Here is a 20927-nt window from a genome sequence, read left to right on the forward strand (position 1 = left end):
CTCCAAGAAAAGGAACAGTCATGGCCGAACCGCTTGCTACAACCCCGATCCGCTACAGCTTTGGCGCCGACGAGCACCTGTTTGCCGAAGTCAGCGAGAGCATGTCGCTGGAGGCTTTTTTCAAGGGTATGGCCGTCACCCGTGCGGTGGAACGGCTGGCCCTGGATGGCGTGCTGGATGTGTGCCTGGCCAACGCCTCGTTCCAGATCCGCTTCGACCCGGACCGTATCGCACCGCAGGCGCTGCTGGCAGCGGTGCGCGGTGCTGAAGCGCAGGCGGTGGCCGAGCGCTCGTTGCAGACGCGGATCATCGAGATTCCGGTGCTGTACAACGACCCCTGGACCCATGAAACGCTGATGCGTTTTCGTGACCGCCACCAGGACCCGGGCAGCACCGACCTGGAGTACGCCGCGCGGGTCAACGGCCTGGCCGATGTCGAGGCATTCATTGCCGCACACAGCGGCGCACCGTGGTTCGTGTCGATGGTGGGCTTCGTCGCTGGCCTGCCGTTCATGTTCCAGATGGTCGAGCGCGAGCGGCAACTGCAGGTGCCCAAGTACCTGCGCCCGCGTACGGACACTCCCAAACTCACCCTCGGCCATGGCGGCTGCTTCGGGTGTATCTATTCCGTGCGCGGGGCCGGCGGCTACCAGATGTTCGGCGTGACCCCGGCGCCGATCTACGACCCGCAGCAGACACTGAACTACCTGAAGGAGCATATGGTGTTATTCCGCCCGGGAGACATCGTGCAGTTCAAGCCCATCGATCGCCGTACTTACGACCAGACGGTGGCGGATGTAGAAGAAGGCCGTTTCGACCTGCGCATTCGCCCGGTGGAATTCTCCCTGGACGCGTTCCTCGCCGACCCGGTCGGCTATCCACGGACCCTGCAAGAGGTGCTGGCATGATCAAGGTACTCAAACCCGGCCTGGCTACCTCGGTGCAGGACCTGGGCCGCGAAGGCTACTACCACCTGGGCATCCCGCCGTCCGGCGCTCTCGATCAGTACGCCCTGAGGGCGGCCAACCACCTGGTGGGCAACCCGGCCGGCGCCGCGGGCCTGGAGTGCGCGCTGGTGGGGCCGGAGCTGGAGTTTCAGCAGGATGCACTGGTGGCGGTGTGCGGTGCGCAGATGCCAGCCTTGCTCGATGGCCGCGAGCAACGCCCGGACACCGCATTTGCCGTGCGTGCCGGGCAGGTGTTGCGTTTCGGCTTTCCTACCGCAGGCGCCCGGGCGTATCTGGCGGTGGCCGGTGGTATCGATGTACCCGAGGTGCTCGGCAGCCGCTCAACCTATGCGCTGGGTGCATTGGGTGGCTTCCATGGGCGCAAGCTGATGGCGGGCGACCTGTTGCCGGTCGGCGTAGCCAGCGGCAAGACCCGCGCCGGTGCAAGCCTGCCGATGGCCTTGCGCCAGGCCCTGGGTGGCGAGGTGGTGCTGCGGGTGGTGCCGGGGCTGTATTTTCACCGCCTGACCAAGGCTGCGGCGCAGAGCTTTTTCACCGAGGCCTGGACGGTCGGTTCCGAGGCAGACCGTATTGGCTATCGCTACAAGGGCGGCAGTGCCTTGAGCTTTCAGCCGCGGGAGCAGCCGTTCGGGGCCGGCTCGGACCCGTCGAACATCGTCGACAGCTGCTACCCGATCGGTTCGATCCAGGTACCGGCGGGGCTGGAGCCGATCATCCTGCACCGTGATGCGGTGTCGGGTGGCGGCTACGCCATGATCGGCACGGTGATCAGCGCCGACCTGGACCTGATCGGGCAGATGCAGCCCAGCCAGCAGGCGCGGTTCCTGGCGGTGAGCCTGGAGGATGCGCTGGAAGCACGGCGCTCGTACAAGAAGAAGCTGGGTTTTCTGGCCAGGTTGTTTGGCTGATTGAACGGTTGCGGCGCTGCACCGCCCACACGAGGGCTGGCGCAGTCGTTGCAGGAGCGGCCTTGCGTCGCGAAAGGGCCGCAAAGCGGCCCCAGAATTCCGGCATCACGGCGACAATTGCTGGGACTCGGGGTAACCGATCAACTGCTGAGGCGTCCAGAAAAGGAGAAAAGGAGAAAATTCCTACAACGTTTTGGGACGCCCCAAGCTCCTCGAAGAATTGATTCCCCGATAGTGTTCATGTCTTCAGTCTACTGGAAGACAAGGACCTCTTCATGCCCGGCCCATCTGCTGTGCCTCCTGGAAAATTCCAGTCAGCCAACACTGCCCATGACGTAACTGAAAACAGCCTGCATGCCATGCTCGATGTCCCGGAGGGCACCGATTCACCCTATCCGCCCGGTCAGGGCAGGCGCGCAGGTCATGAGGGTTATCCGGCCGACCCGGACTTCCAGCTACGCGGCGGCTTCGCCAACCTGATGCTTGACGCGGCAAACCCGCTGTTCGGCCTGGTCATGCGCCTGCGCACGCTGGATGACTTGCCCAACATCGAATACGTGCACAAGACCCTGCAGACCCAGGTCAGCGCCATCCGCGAGGAAATACAGCAGCACGGTTATTCCACTGCGCATCTCGAAGTCTATTCCTATGCCTTGTGCCTGTATCTGGACGAGGCCGTGATGAGCCGACCCTGGGGCAACAATTCGTGCTGGAGCCAAGAACCACTGCTCAGCATCTTCCATGACGAAACTCACGGTGGCGAGAAGATCTTCCTGTTGCTGGAGCGGATGATGCAGTCGCCCGAGGAATTCCAGGATGTGCTGGAGTTCCTGTACTTCTGCTTTTGCCTGGGCCTGAAGGGCAAGTACGCCCTAGACCCAAAGTGCGATGAAATCATCAACGCCCTGATTTCGCGGATGCACAGGGTCATTCGTGAACTGCGCAGCCCCGCGCCGGAATTCCCGGGCGATCCCTATACCAACGTCGTCCATCGCCCACACCGCATGCGGCGCTGGGAATGGCCCTGGTGGAGCCCGTTGGTGATCTCTGCTATCGCCATGGTCTGCGCCTACTGCTACTACAGCTACCGCCTGAGCTTGATCACCGCCGAGGTTCTGGAATCGCTCAACGGCATTTTGCAGCAGTAGCAGGGGGAATCCACATGCCTAGCCAATCCGCTTTGCGTTTTACCTTCCAGCCGCTGGCTGGCCAGCATGAGTTCGAAGTGGTTTCGTTCGAATTCGACGAAGCCATCAGCACACCGTTCCAGTTGAAGCTGGAGTTGATCAGTTTCGAAGACGATGTCGACTTCGGCCAGTTGCTCGACAAGCCGGTGCTGTTCACGATCTGGTGCGGTGAGCGCCCCCTGCGCTATGTGCACGGCCTGGTCAGCAGCTTCAGCCAGGGTGAGACGGGGTTCTATCGCACCCGTTACCGCGCCTTGGTCGAGCCCGTGCTGGCCCGTGCCGGCTTGCGTTCGAACTGGCGCATCTTCCAGCAGAAAACCGTGCCGCAGATTCTCGAATTGATGCTCAAGCGCCAGGGCATTGCCCGTTTCGAAATCAAGAGTATGGGCGAGCATCAGGTGCGCGAGTTCTGCGTACAGGCCGGTGAAACGGACCTCGACTTCATCGCCCGCTTGGCTGGTGAAGAGGGTTTCGTCTATCGCTTCGAGCACACGCCGAAACACCACCAACTGGTCATCACTGACCGACTGTTGGCGCTGGGGCAGATCAGCCGGAGCGCGATCAAGGCCGACGACGAGGATGATGTCTTCTTCGATGAAGGTGACATCGGCCCCGACCAGGTGCTGTACCGCGCCAACAGCGGTGGCGACCAGGCCAGGCCTTGCCTGCGCCGCCTGCGTTACAGCGAACAGGTGCGCACCGCACGCCAGGTGCAGCGGGACTACACCTTCACCAATCCGCAGTACCGGCAGGAACACCGCGCAGGTGACAGTGGCATCACCCATCAGTCCCGGGACTATGAGCGCTTCGATTACCCCGGCCGCTACAAGCGCGATGCGGTCGGTGTACCCTTCACCGCCACCCGTCTAACGGCCCTGCGCCATGACGCCCATATTGCCGAAGTCGAGGGTGACGATGTCCGCCTGCAACCGGGGCTGAGCTTCACCCTCATCGAACATCCGCGCAAAGACCTCAACGCACATTGGCGTGTGATGCGTATACATCACGAGGGCAGCCAATTCACCAGCTTGCAAGAAGAAGCTGCCGGAGCCGAACAAGGAACGCGCTACTCGCAGGAAGCCGTGCTGGTACCCGGCCGGATCGAATGGCGTCCGGCGCCGTTGCCCAAGCCACGCATCGACGGCCCACACATGGCCACCGTCGTCGGGCCGCCCGGGGAAGAGATCTACTGCGACGAGTGGGGCCGGGTCAAGGTCAGCTTCCCCTGGGATCGGGAGAGCGAGAACAACGAATTCAGCTCCTGCTGGGTGCGCGTGTCGCAAGGCTGGGCCGGCGGCAGCTGGGGCTCGATGGCCATTCCGCGCATCGGCCAGGACGTGATCATCCAGTACGTCAACGCCGACCCCGACTAGCCGATGATCACCGGGCGTACCTACTGCGGCAACCAGTTGCCGCCGTACGACCTGCCCGAACACAAGACTCGCATGACCATCAAGAGCCAGACCCACAAGGGCGATGGCTTCAACGAGCTGCGCTTCGAGGACGAACTGGGCAAGGAAGAAGTGTTCATCCATGCCCAGCGGGACCAGAACAATGTAGTCGGTAATGATGAGACCACGCGTATCGGGCGTAATCGTGTCGAGCAGGTCGGCAATGATGAGCACTTGAATATCGGCAATGACTTCCGCCAGGAAACCGGGCGTGACCATACCCAGCTCATCGGGCAAACCTGCAGCGTAGACATCAAGCATGACCTGATCGAGAAGGTAGGCAACGACCGTAGCGAATCAACGGGGGCCAATCACCAGGTCTTTGTCGGAAAGGACGCCGAGCTTGTCGTCAAAGGTGCGCAAAAGGTCACCGTCGGGCAGGGCATGGAGCAACGTACGACGACCTATCAGGTGCGCGCCAGTGAGCGGATCGAGTTCAGAACCGTGGGCGGTAGCATTGTACTGGATGAGCAGGGCATCACCATCAATGGGCTGAAACTCGACCTGCTGGGGCCAACCAGCGCGGCTGCGTCAGGGGCTGGAAATAGCCAGTCACTCATGCTTACCCCTGACGCCAGCAACAAGTGCGAGGCCAAGGTCTGATGGACACTGATGACTTGGTCAGGCTCATCGAAAGCCACCATCGGGCGCACTTGTACTGCCATGTGCTGATAGATCCGCTTGCGACTGCTCACAATGGCGACCACGCCGTGCTTGCCCCGCTGCGCAATGCCTTGGGTGAGCATGCCTTTACCCGTGTGCACCGGGCCGACCTGGCCCATGCACCCCAACTGCATCCCGTACTGGCCTGCCTGGCTTCGCCCGGAACGGTCCCCGGTCGCTGTCTGCTGGAGCTGACCGCCCGAGCAGCGCAGAGGGCGTTGTTTCAGCAACGGCGTTACCTATGTGGCTGGCTGTTCAGTGAGGCACCTTCGGCCACTGTCGCGTCCCATCTCACAGTCTTGTGTCGGCTACCCGATCCCAATCGGGAATTTGGCTGCTACCCGGTCTACGAACCAGTCCGTCTGGAGTTGCTTGCGGCGACGTTCGAGCGGCTTGAACAAGGCCCGTGGTGGCCGATCAGTGACTGGTTGTTCCTGAGTAGCGGTGGGAGGTTGGCAAGCCTGAAAGGGCAGAGCGGGCAGAGACACCCTTTGCCGGCACCTGCGCGGCGGATTCAGGATGACGTGGGGCTGATTGAACGTGTACTGGCTACCTGGAGAGTGTTGCGGGCGGGTTCGCACAACGTCAACCAGTGTCAGATTCCACCGTTTGCTGCGGTGCGTGCTTCGAACCATGTCGATGATGCGCGCAGGCTGGGCCTGAGCGAGATGGAGGACATCGTGGTTTTCGCTCTCCATCACCTGTGCATTCACCCCAGGCTGCATACCGTACCTGCGGTGGGCGAAATGATCGACGCAGCAGCCAGAGGCCGGGCCCCTCTTGCCGCGTTGCTTGCCCGCTACTCCGAGGCGCAATGGCGCCAACTGATCGAATGCCTGCCGAAATCCGAGAGTCGTTTATGACCATCAGCCAACGTATTGCCCTCGCAGCCGCCGAAGCCGGGCTCCCGCACGACCAGTGCATGTCCTGCGAGCGCCAGGGCCTGCCGATCCTGCCGCTGCGTCGCGCCCTGGTGCCGGATACCCGCCCCGGGTGTGTCTCCACCGTGGCGGATAACCGGCATATCTCGACAAAGATCGGCTTGCGCACTTTGCGCAGGGGCTACCTGTATGTCCTGCTCGACCAGCAGGTCTGGCACGCCTATGCCGTCAGCGAGCAAGGTCATCTGCGCCGCTTTAATCCTTATGAGCCGCCAGACGGCCCGCCTTCGCCGCTGCCCGAAAAATGCGTGAACGCAGATCACGACATTCCTTCGGCCTTTCTCAACATCGATACCAGCAGGTACGCCAGCGCCTGGCTGGCCTTCTCCAGCGATCCTTGGCCGGTGAGCGTGCTGAACGCCTACAAGAGCGGCGCGTCGCCTGCGCATCGCTTCGAGGGCCTGGACCTGATTCAGGCACGCAGCAATCCCGAACTCCTAGGCATCGCCATGACGCCCGATAAGCTTGGGGTCGACCAGCAGGTGTTCGAGTATGCCCAGCATGGCTGTGCCCCCTTCGACAGTGCGCATGGCTTCCACAGCCGCTGGTTGCGCCGGTTCGCCCTGCGTGGGTATCTGATCAATGCGATCAACCGGCACAAGCTGGAAAACGGCGTGCTGGCGGTGGTGCTCGACGACACCGTCGGGCTGATTCAGGAGTACAACCATCAGCGCCTGAACTGGGTACTGAAGCGTCAGGCCTGGCGTGAAGAACCGATGCGGGCCTATCAACTGCAGACCTCGCAGATCCTGCAGATCATTCGTGCCACGCACAGGGAATGGGCGGCGCAGAAGGTGCCGTCGCTGGAACCGATGACGGGCGATGGGCCGCCGGTGTTCACCGCCCCGGCAGTCGAGCGGCAGCTATTGGTCGAGCGTGCGCAGCAGGAGAGTGACGAGCGGCTTGAAGAGCGCTACCACGAACCGCAGCGGGCCGCGTTCCAGGCTGAATATGAGCAGCAGGAGCGCGAGTTTCAGCGTTACATCGACAAGGATGCAAAGGCGTACGCTGCCTTGTTCGATACGCCCATGTTCAAGGTGGCCGAGGCGTACGACTACGACGGTAACGATCGTGAGTCCGGGGTGGCCTATGCCAAGACCATGGCCCTGTGCCTGGGTGGCGGCGTTACGGAAGCTGTCGTCCTCCGCCTTGAACCGCATGTTCCCGCATCCGGCACCAGCGAACTGCTCTGGTTGAAATGGCTGCAGGATCCGGACAGCCCGCCCTACCGCGCCTTGCTGATGCGCGACCAGTCATTGCTGGCCGGGCTGCTGCCCAGTTTCTCCGCCACAGAAGCGATCAACTGGAACGACAGCGACAAGCTCTACGGCATGCTGAGCAAGATCATCGCCAGCGATGACGCCGGCCTGCGCATGCGCAACACCCTCAAGCAGGCCATTGCTGAAACGCAGGGTGCGCTCAATGCGGCCAGTCAGCGGCTGGCGCCATGTCTGTCGCCTGGCATTCAGAAGGCCGTGCGGCACCTGAACAGCGCCACGCAGTTTCTCTACAACGGCGTGCACCTGATCGAACTGGAAGTGAAGATGAAGCTGGGTGAGTACTACGCCTTGCAAAGTGCCCACCTCCGGGAGTTGCAGCACAAGGCCAATGCGTCGATCGCCGAGGCGCGGGACCGGATGCGCCGCAATATCGATGACTTCGAGTTTGGCTCGATGAAGGCCATGCGCAAGGTGCGGCCGATTATCCAGCACGGCTTGATGAGCCTGGCCGTGCTCGATCCACGGCTCACCAATACTATGATCAGTGTGACGGTGTGGGTCGAAGGCAAGGCTGAGGAGGTGCATGGGCGGTTGTTCAAGGAAGTCAGCATGGGCGTGACCCAGGCGAGCAGCGCGGCGCAGCTTGCCCTGGTGGATATCTCGGTGGCGGCGGGGACGCTGGAAACCGATGCGCGCAGGTTGTTGCAGGGGATGAAGATCACGACGCAGCAGGCAGCCCGATTGGTTAGAACCGGTTTTTCCGGGTTGCGCGGGATTGCTGGCAGCTGGGAGGTTCTGCTGGCGATAGGCGGGTTGTATTTGCAACAGGACAGCCTGGGCAGGAATCAGGAAAAGGCGGAAACGGAGATTGGGCCCAAGGCGTATGAGGCCAAGTTGGCGTTGCAAGGATCGTACTTGGGAGTGTTGGGAGGGCATATCGAACTGGTTGGGCTCATGTTGCGGGCAAGTGCCTATAAGGGTATGCCATGGGCCAAAGGTGCTACTGCCACAGGCGAGACCTTGATAAAAATCGGTGCTGTAGTAGGCGCTGTCGTCGGGTTTGTTGAGGCAGCACAGGCAGTTTCTGCTGCTAAACGTGTATCGGCAGCAGGAGATGGTGCAGCAGCGATACGATACTGGTTGGCTGCAGGTTTTTACGGGGCCAGCGCCATTGCCGTCGCTGGAACAGCATTAAGTTCCACTGTATGGGGACCCGTAGGCCTCGCTGTAGTGCTGGCGTTGACTGCCTATACGCTTAGCAAAAGCGCTGAAGAGAATGAGTCATCCGCTCTGGAACGGTGGGCCCGACGGTGCTGTTTTGGAAAGGCAGATGAGACGCCAGTCATTCACTGGAGAAGCCCGGAATACGCAGACATCGCATTTGCGGAGCTCAACGCCGCCACGCTAGGTGTACAGGCAGAATTCCACTTCGAATCGAATCTGGTAAGCGACCCGGCCACTCCAAGGATCGGAGGGTTGACCGGTCTTGAACGGAAACAAAAAATAAAATTCAAGATAATCCTACCTCAGTACAAAGACGGAATGTCGGCATATCGGTGGTGCCTGACAGTCCATCGTCTAGGTGATGGCCAGTTCCCGGACTACACGGGAGGAGAGACGCTGGTTGTGGATGAGTTTCATGCACGTCGCTCAACTGGCTTTTCCAAGTCGGCCAGCTTCCCTGGCTTTTCTCCACCTAGGCTGCCCGACTATAAAAGCGACTTTAATATTGATAAAAAGTACTCTTCTTTTTCGGAGGGTAATGACCGGTCCCAATTGGCTATCTCAGGCCTTATAGAACTCATGCCGACAATTGGAGCGCACTCCATTGTCGCAGCAACATTGCTGGTAATGTACTGGCCGGACCGAGAAATTGAAAGTGCGTATATTGAGGTATGTAACCGGAGGGCAAATGACGACGCATGAGCCAAGAGTGTTAATGAGACGTGCGCCAGCCTGGCGCTACGATCTACCGAGCGCCCACGAAGCACCCACATCTCTCTTGAATTTGAATGATATCAATCCGCCACCAAACCATGCTGATGATGTATACATGGAGTTGCCTCGATCTACAGTCCGTCTACGAGGTGTATTGGCCTTGCTTGGCATTCCGACGCTGCTGTTCTTGTTTTTTGTAACTGTACAAGTGTATTGGGGTCTCATTGATTACAGTCAGGCCTTCGATTGGATTATGAAGCTAATCTTGATACTCGGGCCTCTAATCTGCATATGGGTCGTCTTTTCATTTGTTCGGCTAGACTTGGCACTTCCACGAGACGAACCAATACGTTTTAATCGCTTGCGTCGAAAGATCTATGTTTATCAATTCAGATGCAACTACCTCTTCCTGTTCAGCCGCAAACACTGGGGCGTCAAACCTGTCGCCTACAATTGGGACGACGTAACCGCCGAAGTCTACCGAGTCTACGCCCCCGGCTACGGTGGCCTGATCGAAAACGTCATGCTGTCGGTTCGCAACCCGGACACCGACGAAGTCATCGACCGCGTGTTATTCACCCACGACCTCTACCACGGAGAAGCCTACTGGGCTATCGCCCGGCTATTCATGCAGCAAGGCCCCGAAGCCCTGCCGAAATTCGTGCACCCACCCCGTGACTGGAACGATGACGATGGCCTCAGCCACATGCACTGCCTGGCGCCGAAGGTTGATTGGCCTCAGGAAATGGACCGTGAATCGCGTACTGGGCCATCAGAAGGAGAAGCTCAATGAACCCTGTCGTACTTGTAGGTCATCGACATGTCTGCCCGCTACATGGCACCAACCAGGTGGAAAGCGGCAGTGCCACGTACACCTTCAATGGCAGGGCGGTTGCCAGGGTGGGGGATCGGACCACGTGCGGCGCCGTGATCGAAAGTGGGGCTGAGCATTTCCTGATCGAAGGCGCGGCCGTGGCGCGTAAAGGTGACCGGACGGATCACGGTGGAGTGCTGGAGGAGGGCGATGCCGGGTGGATGTTGGATTGATGAAAACAGCGCAGGCTCTGTATCTTGTGCAAAATCTGGCAGCTTGCCCAGATCCCTGTGGGATCGGCCGCGAACACCGGCGTAGCCGGTGCCATGCACCGCGTGGAATTCCTCGCGGGTGAACCCGCTCCCACAAGGTGGGTGGCTTGTCGACAATGGGCCGCAAGGCGGCCCCAGTTCGCTTGACTGACAGGCATCAAGCTCAAGGCTTGCTGAACCGGTAGAACAAATTCGGCTCGCTGACCACGTACAGATTGCCGGCATTGTCCATGGTGATGCCCTCGGGCTGCGGTGCATCGCGGCCCAGTCCACCGATAGCGGCGCGCAGCGAGCGAATGCTGACGAAGCGGCCATCGCTGTCGAGTTCGCTGATGTTCTTCGCCTGGTCGCTGAGCAGCAGCAGGTGGCCCGTGCGCGCGTCATAGTAGCCGTCAGACAGGTCGGTGGCGAAAACACTGCGCTTGACCCAGTGACGCCGGTCATTGACGGTGAGGTGCAAGGGCCCGCCATTCAAGGCATCGACCAGGCCGGTTACCTCGAACAGCTGCCGTGGGGCACGTTCCTTGATGGCGTACAGACGGTCGTGCTGGCGGTCGTAGGTCACGCCCTCGAAGCCCTTGTTGCTGTGGGTCGGGTTGATGCCGAGGGTGATCCACTGGGCCTGGCTGGCGTCGATTGGCTGCGGGTGGTCGGGCAGGGTTATCACGCTTAGCCGTTGCAGCTGCTCGTCACTGATGGCCAGGCGACCCTTGCCTAGGTAGGCGAGCCCCTCGGCGTCCTCGAAGCCCACCAGCGGGTAGCGGGCCTGGATGTCGCCGCTCTTGCTCAGCTCCAGCAGCTCCATGGGGTAGCTATTGGTGATGGCCAGCAAGCGGTCGTGGTCATCGTCGTAGGTGATCCCGGACAGGTTGCCCAGGCCTTGTTCCACCACCTTGGCGTCGATCGCCAGCTGGTAGGCCGGTAGCCAGATGTTCTGGCCGGGTGCGGTGTCGCCGCTCCAGCGGTTGCTCAGGTGGGCGTAGAGCTGCTGGGGCCAGAACGAGCGGGCGGCCTCGATACCGAGCACACCCATGGCCAGCAGCAGCGTCACGGCGGCTACCTGGCGCCAGCGGTTTACCCGCTGCCACCAACGCCGGCGCTGGGCCGGCAGGGTCTGGCTGGTCATTTCCCGGGGTGCTCCGCGGCGGTTTGCAGGTTGCCGGGCGAAGCCGCCCAGGCGAAATGGTAGACGTGACTTGGGGCTGTGGCCTGGCACTGGCCGTTATCGGCATCGGCGCCGACCACATACCACTCGGCGCGCGAGGTCTCGCCCAGCCTGCGTGCCTTGTCGGTTCTGAAGCAGCGGCCCAGTTCCGAAGCCGGGATCAGGGCGAAGGCCGTGGGGTTGTGGCGCAGCCAGTAGGCGGCTGCATTTGCCTTGGACTGGTCGGTGAAGCTGAAGTGCACGATGGGTTGCCGGGCGAACAGCCAATGCCCCTCGCGCCAGTCGACCAGCACCAGCTCGGCACCGCCGGTGGCCCGCGCAGCTTCACTCATCAATGTCTCATGCGGGTTGCGGCCTTCCTTCAGCGGCTCGACGAAGCCGCGCGCGAACCACAGCGCGAACCATACCAGGGCCACGGCAGTGAACGCCTTGCGCCAGGCCGGCCGCCTCCTGAGCCAGCGCTGGAGCAGCCACGGTAGCAGTGGCGCGATGGCCAGCACCAGGCCCGGCAGCGCCGGGAAGATGTACAGCTTGCGCTTGCCGCTGCTGAGGCTGAAAAACAACAGCACCAGCGCTACCCAGCCAAGCAGCAGGAAGCGCCCGTCGTGTTTTTGCAGCTGCCGGCGCCAGGCCGGTATCAGCCAGGGCAGGGCCAGCACCAGTGGCAACCAGTATTTGGGAATGACCTTGACGAAGAAGTACCAGAACGGCTCGCGATGGTCCCAGGCATTGGCATAGCGGCTGGCGGTCTGGCGCAGCAGGATTTCCTTCAGGTAGGCCAGCTCAGTCGTGCCGCCGCCATGGGCGATCGATATCAGCAGTGGCAGCAGCCACACCGCGCAACCGGCCAGCAGCGCCAGCAGCCCCAGGCTCCAGCGCCAACCCTGGCCGGGCATGACTACCACCCCGTGCCAGCGCTGGCGCACCGCCCAGGCATAGGGCAGCAGCATCAGCGCCGGGACAAAGCCCACGCCCTTGCTGATGATACCCAGGCCCATGGCCGCGCAGGCCAGGTAGAACCAGCCCCAGGCCGGCCCCAGCAGCAGATGGCGAACCATGCCGTAGAAACCCAGCGCCACCCACAGGCACAGGAAGCTGTCGATCTGCCCGGTGCGCAGGATGCTGTATGTCTGGTAGGTGGCCAGGAACAGCAAGGCGGCGATCATGCCGATGCGCCGGTGCCACAGGCGCCGCCCCAGGTCATGTAGCACCCAGGTGATGGTCGCAGCCGACAGCAGCCCTGGCAGGTACAGGGCAACCTTGGGCGAGCCGGTCAGGTGGCTGAACAGGGCGACGGTCCACATGAACAGCGGCGGCTTGTCGCCGTAGATTTCCGCCGCCCGGTGCGGGATGAACCAGTTGCCGCTCTGCAGCATTTCCAGGGCGATGCCGAGAAAGCGTTCTTCATCGACATTCATCGGCTGGCGCCAGCCGATACCTGCGCCCACCAGCAGCACCGCGAAGGCAATCAGGGTCAGGCGTTCGGCCCCGAGCGTGTTGAACCTTGGCAAGGGTTATTCCTTCTGTTCCTGATGGCGGGCGATCAGCTGCAGGTTGCGCAGGTAGACCAGCAAGCCGAAGCTCTGGCCGATGATGAACACCGGGTCCTGGCGATAGATGGCGTAAGTCAGCAACAGTGCGCTGCCGAGCATGCTCAGGTACCAGAAACCCACCGGGATCACGCTGCGGCGCTTGAACTCGCTGTACAGCCACTGCAACACGAAGCGCCCGGTGAATACGGCCTGGCCGGCGAAGCCGATGATCAACCACAGGGTCTCACGGGTCATCCTTCGAGCTCCTGGGCGGGCGTGTCCAGGCGGGTGCGACGGATCAGCCACCAGACCCCGAACAGGTCGAGGATGCCGACCAGGGCGCGGTCCAGATTGCCGTACTTGGATACCCCGGCGTGCCGTGGCCGGTGGTTGACCGGGTGCACCAGCATACGGCCGTTGTGGCGCAGGATCAGTGCCGGGATGAAACGGTGCATGTGGTCGAAATAGGGTAAGCGCAGGAAGGCCGTGCGCTCGATCAGTTTCAGCCCGCAGCCGGTGTCTGGCGTGGCGTCCTTGAGCAGGCGGCTGCGCAGGCCGTTGGCAAAGCGCGAGGCCCAGCGCTTGCTGGCGCTGTCGCGGCGGTTGACCCGGTGCCCGGCCACCAGCTTGACGCCACCGGCCAGGTCCTGGTTGGCGCGCACCAGGGCCAGCATGCCAGGGATGTCTGCCGGGTCGTTCTGGCCGTCGCCGTCCAGGGTCGCCAGCCAGCGCCCGCGTGCCGCCTGGGCGGCATGCCACAGCGAGGTGCTCTGGCCCAGCGAGCGCTCGTGGCGGAGGATGCGCAGTTGCGTGTAACCCTGGCTTTTCAGTTGCTGCAGTACGCTCAGGGTGCGGTCGCTGCTGCCATCATCGACCACCAGCACTTCATAGTCTTCGGCCGCCAGCGCGGTGCGTATTTCCATCAGCAGTGACGGCAGGTTGTCGACCTCGTTCCTGGCGGGAATGAGTACCGAGAGGTCAAGAGGATCTGTCATGAGGCTACCTGTGATCTTGTTGTGATTGCGCGGTTCAACCCCGGTAGAAATCCCTGTACCAGCCAACGAAGGCGTTGACGCCGTGTTCCAGCGATGTGCCCGGGGTGTAGTCGATCCAGCGCGTCAGCGAGCCGACGTCGGCCCAGGTTTCCAGCACGTCACCCGCTTGCAGCGGCAGGTAGTCGCGCCGGGCCTTGATGCCCAGGGCGCGCTCCAGGCTTTCGATGAAGTGCAGCAGCCGTACCGGCTGGCCTCGGCCGATGTTGAACAGTTGGCAGGGCGGTTGCCCCTCGGCCGGCAGTGGCGGCTTCAGGCGCAGGCGCACAATGCTCTCGACGATGTCGTCGATATAAGTGAAGTCGCGCCCCATCAGACCGTTGTTGTAGACCGCGATTGGCCGGCCCTGGAGCATGGCGTGGGTGAACTTGAACAAGGCCATGTCGGGGCGGCCCCAGGGGCCGTAGACGGTAAAAAAACGCAGACCGGTGGTCGGCAGCTGGTACAGGTGTGCGTAGCTGTGCGCCATCAGTTCATTGGCGCGCTTGCTGGCGGCGTACAGAGACAGCGGTTGCTCGACCGGGTCGTCGACGCTGAACGGCAGCTTGGCGTTGGCGCCGTACACCGAACTGCTGGAGGCGTAGATCAGGTGGCGGGGCGGCTGCTGGCGGCAGGCTTCGAGGAGGTTGAGAAAGCCGACCAGGTTGGTCTGCCCATAGGCGCCGGGGTTGTCCAGCGAATAGCGCACCCCGGCCTGCGCCGCCAGATGGATCACCTCACCGAACGCCTGCCCGGCGAACAGCTGTTGCAGTTCGCCGGGGTGGGCGATGTCGAGGGTGTGGAAGCGGAAATTGGCAAAGCCGAACAGCTGCTGCAGGCGCGCCAGCTTTAGCTGGACGCTGTAGTAGGCATTGAGGTTGTCGATGCCGACCACCTCGATGCCTGCTTCGCACAGGCGCCGTGCAACGTGGTAGCCGATGAAACCGGCCACGCCGGTAATCAGTACGGGCATGCTGGCTGCACCTGGCCACGGCCGATACCGTAGTAGGTCAGGCCGGCGGCGGCCATATGCTCGGGTTCGAACAGGTTGCGCCCATCGAATACCACCCGATCGGCCAGTTGTTGCGGCACCTTGTCCAGGTTGAGCACGCGGTAGTCCTGCCATTCGGTGACAATCACCAGGGCATCGGCGCCGCGCAGCGCATCGTCCTTGCACGGCACCAGTTGCAGGTCGGCGCGCGGGCCATAGTGGCGCAGGATCTCTTCCATGGCCTGCGGGTCGTGGGCCTGCACCCGCGCGCCGGCGGCCCACAGGGCTTCCAGCAGGACCCGGCTGGAGGCCTCGCGGATGTCGTTGGTATTGGGCTTGAACGACAACCCCCACAAAGCGAAGACCTTGCCCCGCAGGCCACGTGGGTAGTGGCGCTGGATCTTGCTGAACAGCCGGCCCTTTTGCTGCTCGTTGACCGACTCCACCGCACGCAGCAGCTGCGGTTCGAAACCTTCGGCCTCGGCGCTGCGGCGCAGGGCTTGCAGGTCCTTGGGGAAGCACGAGCCGCCAAAGCCGCAGCCGGCGTAGATGAAGTCGTAGCCGATGCGCGGGTCCGAGCCGATGCCGCGGCGCACCATTTCGATGTCGGCGCCCAAGTGCTCGGCCATGTTGGCGATTTCGTTGATGAAGGAGATCTTGGTCGCCAGCATGCAATTGGCCGCGTACTTGGTCAGCTCGGCGCTGCGCGCATCCATGACCATGAGTTTTTCGCGGTTGCGGCTGAACGGCAGGTACAGCTCGCGCAGCAACTCCACCTCGGCAGGTTCGGCGCCACCGATGATGATGCGCTCCGGGCGCATGCAGTCATCGACAGCCGAGCCTTCCTTGAGGAACTCGGGGTTGCTGACGACGTGGAAGCGGCTGCTATCGGCCACGGCCTGGGCGATGCGTGCCTTGATGCGGTGCACCGTGCCGACCGGTACGGTGGATTTGTTGACGATCACCTTGGGGCCGTCGGCATGTTCGAGGATGCTGTCGACCACGGCGAATACGTGCTTCAGGTCGGCGCTGCCATCGGCCTGTGGCGGGGTGCCGACGGCGATGAACTGCAACCTGGCGTAGTTGGCCGCCTCGCTGGCATCGGTGGTGAAACGCAGGCGACCGCAGGCCAGGTTCTTCTCCAGCATCGGCGCAAGGCCGGGCTCGAAGATCGGGCAATGGCTTTCATTGAGGCTGGCGACCCGCTCGGCGTCGATATCCATGCACAACACCGAGTGGCCCACCTGGGCCAGGCACACTGCCTGGGTGAGGCCGACATAGCCGGTACCGAAAACCGTGACCTTCATTTGACAGCTCCTTGGGGAGAAAGCTGAAAAAAAATGTCACATTGTTGTTTAGGAATTGTTACTTGCGCCGGCCGCTGCCTGTTGAGCGACGCTCCATAGCTGATGGCGGAACCAGCGTCGCAAAGGATCGGCATGGGTGCGTTCGTGCCAGATCTGCATCACCTCGACCGCTGGCAATGTCAGCGGTAGCGGGTAGATGAGCAGGTCATCATCACGCGCGCTGGCTTCGATGGCCAGCGAGCGCAGGCAGGTGAGCAGCAGGTTGGTGCCGCGCAGCAGGCGCGTGGGTGCCAAGAAGCTCGACAGACCAGCCACGACCCGTCGTTGCATTCCCAGGCTGCGCAAGGCGCGGTCGACCAGGCCATCGAGGTCGCCGGTGAGGGTGGTGAGCAGGTGGTCGCTGGCGAGGAAGGTATCGAGGTCGAGGCCGTTGCCCAGGCCTGGATGGCTGCGCGAGGCCAGCACTACAAAGTGTTCGCTTAGCAGGCGCTGTTGGTGGAAGGTTTCTGGCAGGTCGGTGTAGAACCCGGCAACAGCCAGGTCACAGGTGCCTTTCTCCAGTTCTTCGCGAGGTAGCTGGCCGCGGGTGTTGTGGGTGACCAGCGTCAGGTTCGGTGCCTGGCTGCGCAGGATCGGCAGCAGCCTGGGCAACAGCGTCTGCTCTACATAGTCAGTGCTATACAGGTGCAAGCGGGCAGGGCGGGCGAGGAAGTCCTGCCCTTCGCAGCGTTCATAGAAACCTTCCAGGCCCACCACCAAGCGTTCTACCTCGGGCGCCAGTTCGTGGGCGCGCGGCGTCGGGGTCAGGCCCCTGGGCGCGCGGACGAACAGCGGGTCGCCAAACTGATGGCGCAGCTTGTTGAGCTTGTGGCTGAGCGCGGGCTGGCTCAGCGCCATGCGCTGGGCGGCGAGGGTGGCGTTGCGTTCCTGATACAGCACATGGAACAGGTACAGCAGGTTGAGGTCCTTGCTGGTGATATTCATTTTCTGGATCACAGGCATGCGGGCTTTCGAATTATCGAATCATAGCCTTGCCATTAGCATGAACGCATCCCGCCACCATGAGCGGAAGGCCCTATTTGCCAGATCAGGAGATTGTTGCATGACCAAAATGTCCCGGCTTGCCTTGGCTGTTGCCGGCACCCTGCTTGCCGCTGGTGCCCATGCGGCACCCAAGGGTGAGGTGCTGGTGCTGCTGTCCAGCGAGCACCAACTGCCGCTGCAGGACGGCAAGCGCTACGCCACCGGCTACTACCTCAACGAGTTCGGCGTGCCTGCCGACCAGATGCTCAAGGCTGGTTACAAGCTGGTGCTGGTTACCCCCAAGGGTAATGCCCCGCGCGTCGACCAGCGTTCGATCGACCCAAGCTACTTTGCCGGTGATGCGGCGGAGATGCGCCGGATCGAGAAGGTCGTGCAAGGCCTGCCGGGTATTGACGATACCCTGTCGGTGAAAGAAGTCCTGGCAGGTGACCTGGGGCGTTATGCCGGGCTGTTCATCCCCGGCGGCCATGCGCCGTTGATCGACTTGGCCAACAATCCGGACGTGGGCACCTTGCTGCGGCATTTTCACCAGGCGGGCAAACCCACTGCAGCCATCTGTCACGGCCCTATTGCCTTGCTTTCGGCGCAGCAGGACCCGGCCGGCTACCAGGCGGCGCTGGCGCGTGGCGAGAAGCCGGCAGCCAACGACTGGTTGTACAAGGGCTACAAGATGACCATCTTCTCCGACCCGGAGGAGCAGGTGTTCGAAGGTTCGCTCAAGGACCAGCGGCTGTTGTTCTACCCGGCCAACGCCATGGCAATGGCCGGGGGCGACATGGGCTACGCCAAGGCCTGGCAACCCAATGTGGTGGTGGACCGCGAACTGATAACCGGGCAGAACCCGTTCTCGGACAAGGCGCTGGCCAAGGTGCTACTGGAAAAGTTGGCTGGGCAGGCAAAGCCTTCTGATCAGGGCATCTAGACTTACAAGTGGCCTGCGTTGGGCAACGCTCGGCAGGCTCACACCATTCAATCGACCACCGCCTCCCCGGAGCGGATATCCCTCGCTGGCGATGGCCTTCTTGCAGAGGAGGGCAGGTCATGGACGAGGCAAGGCTTCACGATTTCATGGGCAAGCTGGTGGGCGACATGGGCGCGGCGGCGACCTTGGCCAACGTGATTCTTGGCGACGAACTGGGGTTGTACCGGGCCATGGCCGACAGCCAGCCGACCACCCCCGAAGCGCTGGCGGAAAAGACCGGCTGCCACCCACGGCTGGTGCGCGAATGGCTCAGCGCGCAGGCCGCCTCGGGCTATATGGTGCATGACAAAGGCTGTTTCGTGTTGCCCGAAGAGCAGGCCATGGCCCTGGCGCTGGAAGATTCCCCGGCCTACATGGCCGGTGGTGCGGCGGTGGTGGCAGCGCTGTTCCATGACAAGGACAAGCTGGTAGCGGCCATGCGCGGCGACGGCGGGCTGGCGTGGGGCGACCACCACCCCTGCATGTTCAGCGGCACCGAACGGTTCTTCCGGCCGGGCTACCGCACCTTCCTGGTGGCCGAATGGCTACCGGCGCTGGAGGGCGTGGTGGCCAAGCTGCAGGCGGGCGCCAAGGTGGCGGATGTGGGCTGTGGGCATGGTGCTTCGACGCTGGTCATGGCTCAGGCATTTCCGGCATCCACCTTCGTCGGCTACGACTACCACGGGCCTTCCATCACCATCGCCAACGAGCGTGCGCGCGAGGCGGGGTTGGCGGGACGGGTGAGCTTCCAGCAGGCCAGCGCCAAGGACTACCCAGGACATGACCATGACCTGGTGTGCTTCTTCGATTGCCTGCACGACATGGGCGACCCGGTGGGGGCCGCGAAGCATGCTTACCGTGCCTTGAAGGCCGACGGCACGGTGATGTTGGTGGAGCCTTACGCCGAGGATTCGCTGGACGGCAACCTGACACCGGTCGGGCGCTTGTTCTATGCGGCATCGACGTTTATCTGCACGCCTAATTCGTTGTCGCAGGAGGTAGGGTTGGGGTTGGGTGCCCAAGCCGGGGAAGCGCGGTTGCGGGCGGTGTTCGAGGAGGCGGGGTTCAGCCGGTTCCGGCGGGCGACGCAGACACCGTTCAACCTGATCCTGGAGGCGCGGAAGTAGAAGTAAGCCTGTAGCGGCCCTTTCGCGGGTAAACCCGCTCCCACAGGCATTTCACAGGTCTGGAGGAGCGGGTTTACCCGCGAAGAGGCCGGGCCTGCAAAAACAGAAGGGGCGCCTTGATGGCGCCCCTCTGTCTTGCTGCTTAGGCTTCAGCGTCCCAAGGACGATCGCCTTTTTCATCTTTGACACGGGTCGGCAGGCCCATCACGTCCAGCGCCTTGAGGAACGGCTCGGCTGGCAGCTCCTCGACGTTGACCATGCGCTTGGCATCCCACTCACCACGGGCAACCAGCAGGGCGGCAGCCACTGGCGGTACCCCGGCGGTATAGGAAATGCCCTGGCTGTCGGTCTCGGCGTAGGCTTCTTCGTGGTCGGCCACGTTGTAGATGAACACTTCGCGCGGTTGGCCATCCTTGGTGCCCTTGACCAGGTCACCGATGCAGGTCTTGCCGGTGTAGCCCGGGGCCAGCGAGGCTGGGTCCGGCAGCACGGCCTTGACCACTTTCAGCGGTACCACTTCCAGGCCTTCGGCGGTTTTCACCGGTTGCTCGGAGAGCAGGCCCAGGTTCTTCAGCACGGTGAACACGTTGATGTAGTGTTCGCCGAAACTCATCCAGAAACGCACGTTCGGCACGTTGAGGTTCTTCGAAATCGAGTGAACTTCATCGTGGCCGGTCAGGTACAGGTTCTGCGAACCTACCACCGGCAGGTCGTCGGTACGCTTGACCTCGAACATGGTGTTGCTGGTCCACTGGCTGTTCTGCCAGCTCCACACTTGCCCGGTGAACTCGCGGAAATTGATTTCCGGGTCGAAGTTGGTGGCGAAGTACTTGCCATGCGAACCGGCATTGACGTCGAGAATGTCGATCGAGTCAATGCTGTCGAAATACTGTTGCTGCGCCAGCTTGGCGTAGCTGTTCACCACACCCGGGTCGAAACCGACACCGAGAATGGCGGTAATGTTCTTTGCCTGGCACTCTTCGAGGTGTTTCCACTCGTAGTTGCCGTACCACGGCGGGGTCTCGCAGATCTTGCCCGGCTCTTCGTGGATGGCGGTGTCCAGATACGCGGCACCGGTATCGATGCAGGCACGCAGCACCGACATGTTGAGGAAGGCGGAACCAACGTTGATCACGATCTGCGATTCGGTCTCGCGGATCAGCGCCTTGGTTGCCTCGACATCGAGGGCATTGAGCGAGAAGGCCTGGATGTCGGCGGGTACCTTGAGGCTACCCTTGGCCTTGACGCTGTCGATGATGGCCTGGCATTTGGAGATGTTCCGTGACGCAATAGCGATACGACCCAGTTCGTCGTTATGCTGCGCGCACTTGTGGGCCACCACCTTGGCGACACCTCCTGCACCAATGATAAGAACGTTCTTCTTCAATTTATCCCTTGCTCCTTACT

At 62.2% G+C, this 20927-nt stretch carries 17 protein-coding genes and 1 pseudogene; 10 read left to right on the forward strand and 8 right to left on the reverse strand.

All coding sequences use genetic code 11. The features are described 5' to 3' along the window. The first annotated feature begins 20 nt into the window (after positions 1–20). The 8 genes and pseudogenes from FQ664_RS14865 to FQ664_RS14900 all read left to right on the forward strand — a co-directional run bounded on the left by FQ664_RS14865 (position 21) and on the right by FQ664_RS14900 (position 10323). Positions 21–908: a 5-oxoprolinase subunit B family protein gene (locus tag FQ664_RS14865; RefSeq protein WP_144172883.1), complete on the forward strand. Its 888-nt coding sequence runs from the start codon at positions 21–23 to the stop codon at positions 906–908. Then, positions 905–1876, forward strand: a complete 972-nt coding sequence (locus tag FQ664_RS14870; protein WP_144172885.1) for a 5-oxoprolinase subunit C family protein — start codon at positions 905–907, stop codon at positions 1874–1876. The genes FQ664_RS14865 and FQ664_RS14870 overlap by 4 nt, the downstream gene beginning before the upstream one ends. Positions 1877–2151: 275 nt before the next feature. After that, positions 2152–3024: a type IVB secretion system protein IcmH/DotU gene (gene icmH / locus FQ664_RS14875; RefSeq protein ID WP_144172887.1), complete on the forward strand. Its 873-nt coding sequence runs from the start codon at positions 2152–2154 to the stop codon at positions 3022–3024. Positions 3025–3038: 14 nt separating this feature from the next. Next, positions 3039–5117, forward strand: a pseudogene (locus FQ664_RS14880) (type VI secretion system Vgr family protein). Continuing rightward, entirely contained in the window at positions 5117–6040 is a 924-nt protein-coding gene (locus FQ664_RS14885) for a hypothetical protein (protein WP_144172889.1), read from the forward strand. Before FQ664_RS14880 ends, FQ664_RS14885 begins: the two are co-directional and overlap by 1 nt. Continuing rightward, positions 6037–9264 (forward strand): T6SS effector BTH_I2691 family protein, encoded by a 3228-nt coding sequence (locus tag FQ664_RS14890; protein ID WP_144172891.1) that lies wholly within the window; start codon positions 6037–6039, stop codon positions 9262–9264. Before FQ664_RS14885 ends, FQ664_RS14890 begins: the two co-directional genes overlap by 4 nt. Beyond that, entirely contained in the window at positions 9251–10069 is an 819-nt protein-coding gene (locus FQ664_RS27855; protein WP_233694178.1) for a DUF6708 domain-containing protein, read from the forward strand. Before FQ664_RS14890 ends, FQ664_RS27855 begins: the two co-directional genes overlap by 14 nt. Further along, on the forward strand, positions 10066–10323 hold the full coding sequence (locus FQ664_RS14900) for a PAAR domain-containing protein (protein WP_144172893.1): 258 nt from the start codon (positions 10066–10068) through the stop codon (positions 10321–10323). The genes FQ664_RS27855 and FQ664_RS14900 overlap by 4 nt, the downstream gene beginning before the upstream one ends. A 202-nt stretch (positions 10324–10525) precedes the next feature. Here the strand turns inward: FQ664_RS14900 and FQ664_RS14905 are convergent, their stop codons facing one another. From FQ664_RS14905 to FQ664_RS14935, 7 genes are read right to left on the reverse strand one after another with little or no spacing between them, the layout of a single operon-like run. After that, positions 10526–11488 carry an SdiA-regulated domain-containing protein gene (locus tag FQ664_RS14905; RefSeq protein WP_144172895.1) on the reverse strand — a complete coding sequence of 321 codons (963 nt, stop codon included), beginning with the start codon at positions 11486–11488 and terminating at the stop codon, positions 10526–10528. Then, a complete protein-coding gene (locus FQ664_RS14910) occupies positions 11485–13038 on the reverse strand; it encodes an ArnT family glycosyltransferase (protein ID WP_144172897.1) in 1554 nt (517 codons plus the stop codon). Before FQ664_RS14910 ends, FQ664_RS14905 begins: the two co-directional genes overlap by 4 nt. Positions 13039–13041: 3 nt before the next feature. Further along, positions 13042–13314 (reverse strand): lipid-A-disaccharide synthase N-terminal domain-containing protein, encoded by a 273-nt coding sequence (locus FQ664_RS14915; RefSeq protein WP_144172899.1) that lies wholly within the window; start codon positions 13312–13314, stop codon positions 13042–13044. Further along, entirely contained in the window at positions 13311–14054 is a 744-nt protein-coding gene (locus tag FQ664_RS14920; RefSeq protein ID WP_144172901.1) for a glycosyltransferase family 2 protein, read from the reverse strand. The genes FQ664_RS14915 and FQ664_RS14920 overlap by 4 nt, the downstream gene beginning before the upstream one ends. Positions 14055–14088: 34 nt before the next feature. After that, the gene (locus tag FQ664_RS14925) at positions 14089–15063 is read right to left on the reverse strand and encodes an NAD-dependent epimerase/dehydratase family protein (RefSeq protein ID WP_144172903.1); all 975 of its coding nucleotides are present in this window, start codon (positions 15061–15063) and stop codon (positions 14089–14091) included. Next, positions 15051–16388 (reverse strand): UDP-glucose dehydrogenase family protein, encoded by a 1338-nt coding sequence (locus tag FQ664_RS14930; RefSeq protein ID WP_144172905.1) that lies wholly within the window; start codon positions 16386–16388, stop codon positions 15051–15053. The genes FQ664_RS14925 and FQ664_RS14930 overlap by 13 nt, the downstream gene beginning before the upstream one ends. Before the next feature lie 48 nt (positions 16389–16436). Next, positions 16437–17372 (reverse strand): LysR family transcriptional regulator, encoded by a 936-nt coding sequence (locus FQ664_RS14935; RefSeq protein WP_144172907.1) that lies wholly within the window; start codon positions 17370–17372, stop codon positions 16437–16439. A 118-nt stretch (positions 17373–17490) separates the two neighbouring features. Here FQ664_RS14935 and FQ664_RS14940 point away from each other — a divergent pair, with 118 nt between their 5' ends. Beyond that, positions 17491–18354: a type 1 glutamine amidotransferase domain-containing protein gene (locus tag FQ664_RS14940; RefSeq protein WP_144172909.1), complete on the forward strand. Its 864-nt coding sequence runs from the start codon at positions 17491–17493 to the stop codon at positions 18352–18354. A gap of 119 nt (positions 18355–18473) precedes the next feature. Further along, positions 18474–19520, forward strand: a complete 1047-nt coding sequence (locus tag FQ664_RS14945; protein WP_144172911.1) for a class I SAM-dependent methyltransferase — start codon at positions 18474–18476, stop codon at positions 19518–19520. Positions 19521–19662: 142 nt separating this feature from the next. Here FQ664_RS14945 and FQ664_RS14950 read toward each other — a convergent pair whose 3' ends face one another. Beyond that, positions 19663–20907 carry a saccharopine dehydrogenase family protein gene (locus FQ664_RS14950; protein ID WP_021782415.1) on the reverse strand — a complete coding sequence of 415 codons (1245 nt, stop codon included), beginning with the start codon at positions 20905–20907 and terminating at the stop codon, positions 19663–19665. Positions 20908–20927: the final 20 nt, after the last annotated feature.

The organism is Pseudomonas persica (assembly GCF_900291015.1).
GTDB lineage: Bacteria > Pseudomonadota > Gammaproteobacteria > Pseudomonadales > Pseudomonadaceae > Aquipseudomonas.

Coding starts and splice junctions, on each gene's coding strand:
- FQ664_RS14930 (WP_144172905.1), bottom strand. CDS start 16,388: ATGAAGGTCACGGTTTTCGGTACCGGCTATGTCGGCCTCACCCAGGCA.
- FQ664_RS14885 (WP_144172889.1), top strand. CDS start 5,117: ATGGACACTGATGACTTGGTCAGGCTCATCGAAAGCCACCATCGGGCG.
- FQ664_RS27855 (WP_233694178.1), top strand. CDS start 9,251: ATGACGACGCATGAGCCAAGAGTGTTAATGAGACGTGCGCCAGCCTGG.
- icmH (WP_144172887.1), top strand. CDS start 2,152: ATGCCCGGCCCATCTGCTGTGCCTCCTGGAAAATTCCAGTCAGCCAAC.
- FQ664_RS14920 (WP_144172901.1), bottom strand. CDS start 14,054: ATGACAGATCCTCTTGACCTCTCGGTACTCATTCCCGCCAGGAACGAG.
- FQ664_RS14940 (WP_144172909.1), top strand. CDS start 17,491: ATGACCAAAATGTCCCGGCTTGCCTTGGCTGTTGCCGGCACCCTGCTT.
- FQ664_RS14865 (WP_144172883.1), top strand. CDS start 21: ATGGCCGAACCGCTTGCTACAACCCCGATCCGCTACAGCTTTGGCGCC.
- FQ664_RS14915 (WP_144172899.1), bottom strand. CDS start 13,314: ATGACCCGTGAGACCCTGTGGTTGATCATCGGCTTCGCCGGCCAGGCC.
- FQ664_RS14945 (WP_144172911.1), top strand. CDS start 18,474: ATGGACGAGGCAAGGCTTCACGATTTCATGGGCAAGCTGGTGGGCGAC.
- FQ664_RS14900 (WP_144172893.1), top strand. CDS start 10,066: ATGAACCCTGTCGTACTTGTAGGTCATCGACATGTCTGCCCGCTACAT.
- FQ664_RS14925 (WP_144172903.1), bottom strand. CDS start 15,063: ATGCCCGTACTGATTACCGGCGTGGCCGGTTTCATCGGCTACCACGTT.
- FQ664_RS14935 (WP_144172907.1), bottom strand. CDS start 17,372: ATGAATATCACCAGCAAGGACCTCAACCTGCTGTACCTGTTCCATGTG.
- FQ664_RS14870 (WP_144172885.1), top strand. CDS start 905: ATGATCAAGGTACTCAAACCCGGCCTGGCTACCTCGGTGCAGGACCTG.
- FQ664_RS14905 (WP_144172895.1), bottom strand. CDS start 11,488: ATGACCAGCCAGACCCTGCCGGCCCAGCGCCGGCGTTGGTGGCAGCGG.
- FQ664_RS14890 (WP_144172891.1), top strand. CDS start 6,037: ATGACCATCAGCCAACGTATTGCCCTCGCAGCCGCCGAAGCCGGGCTC.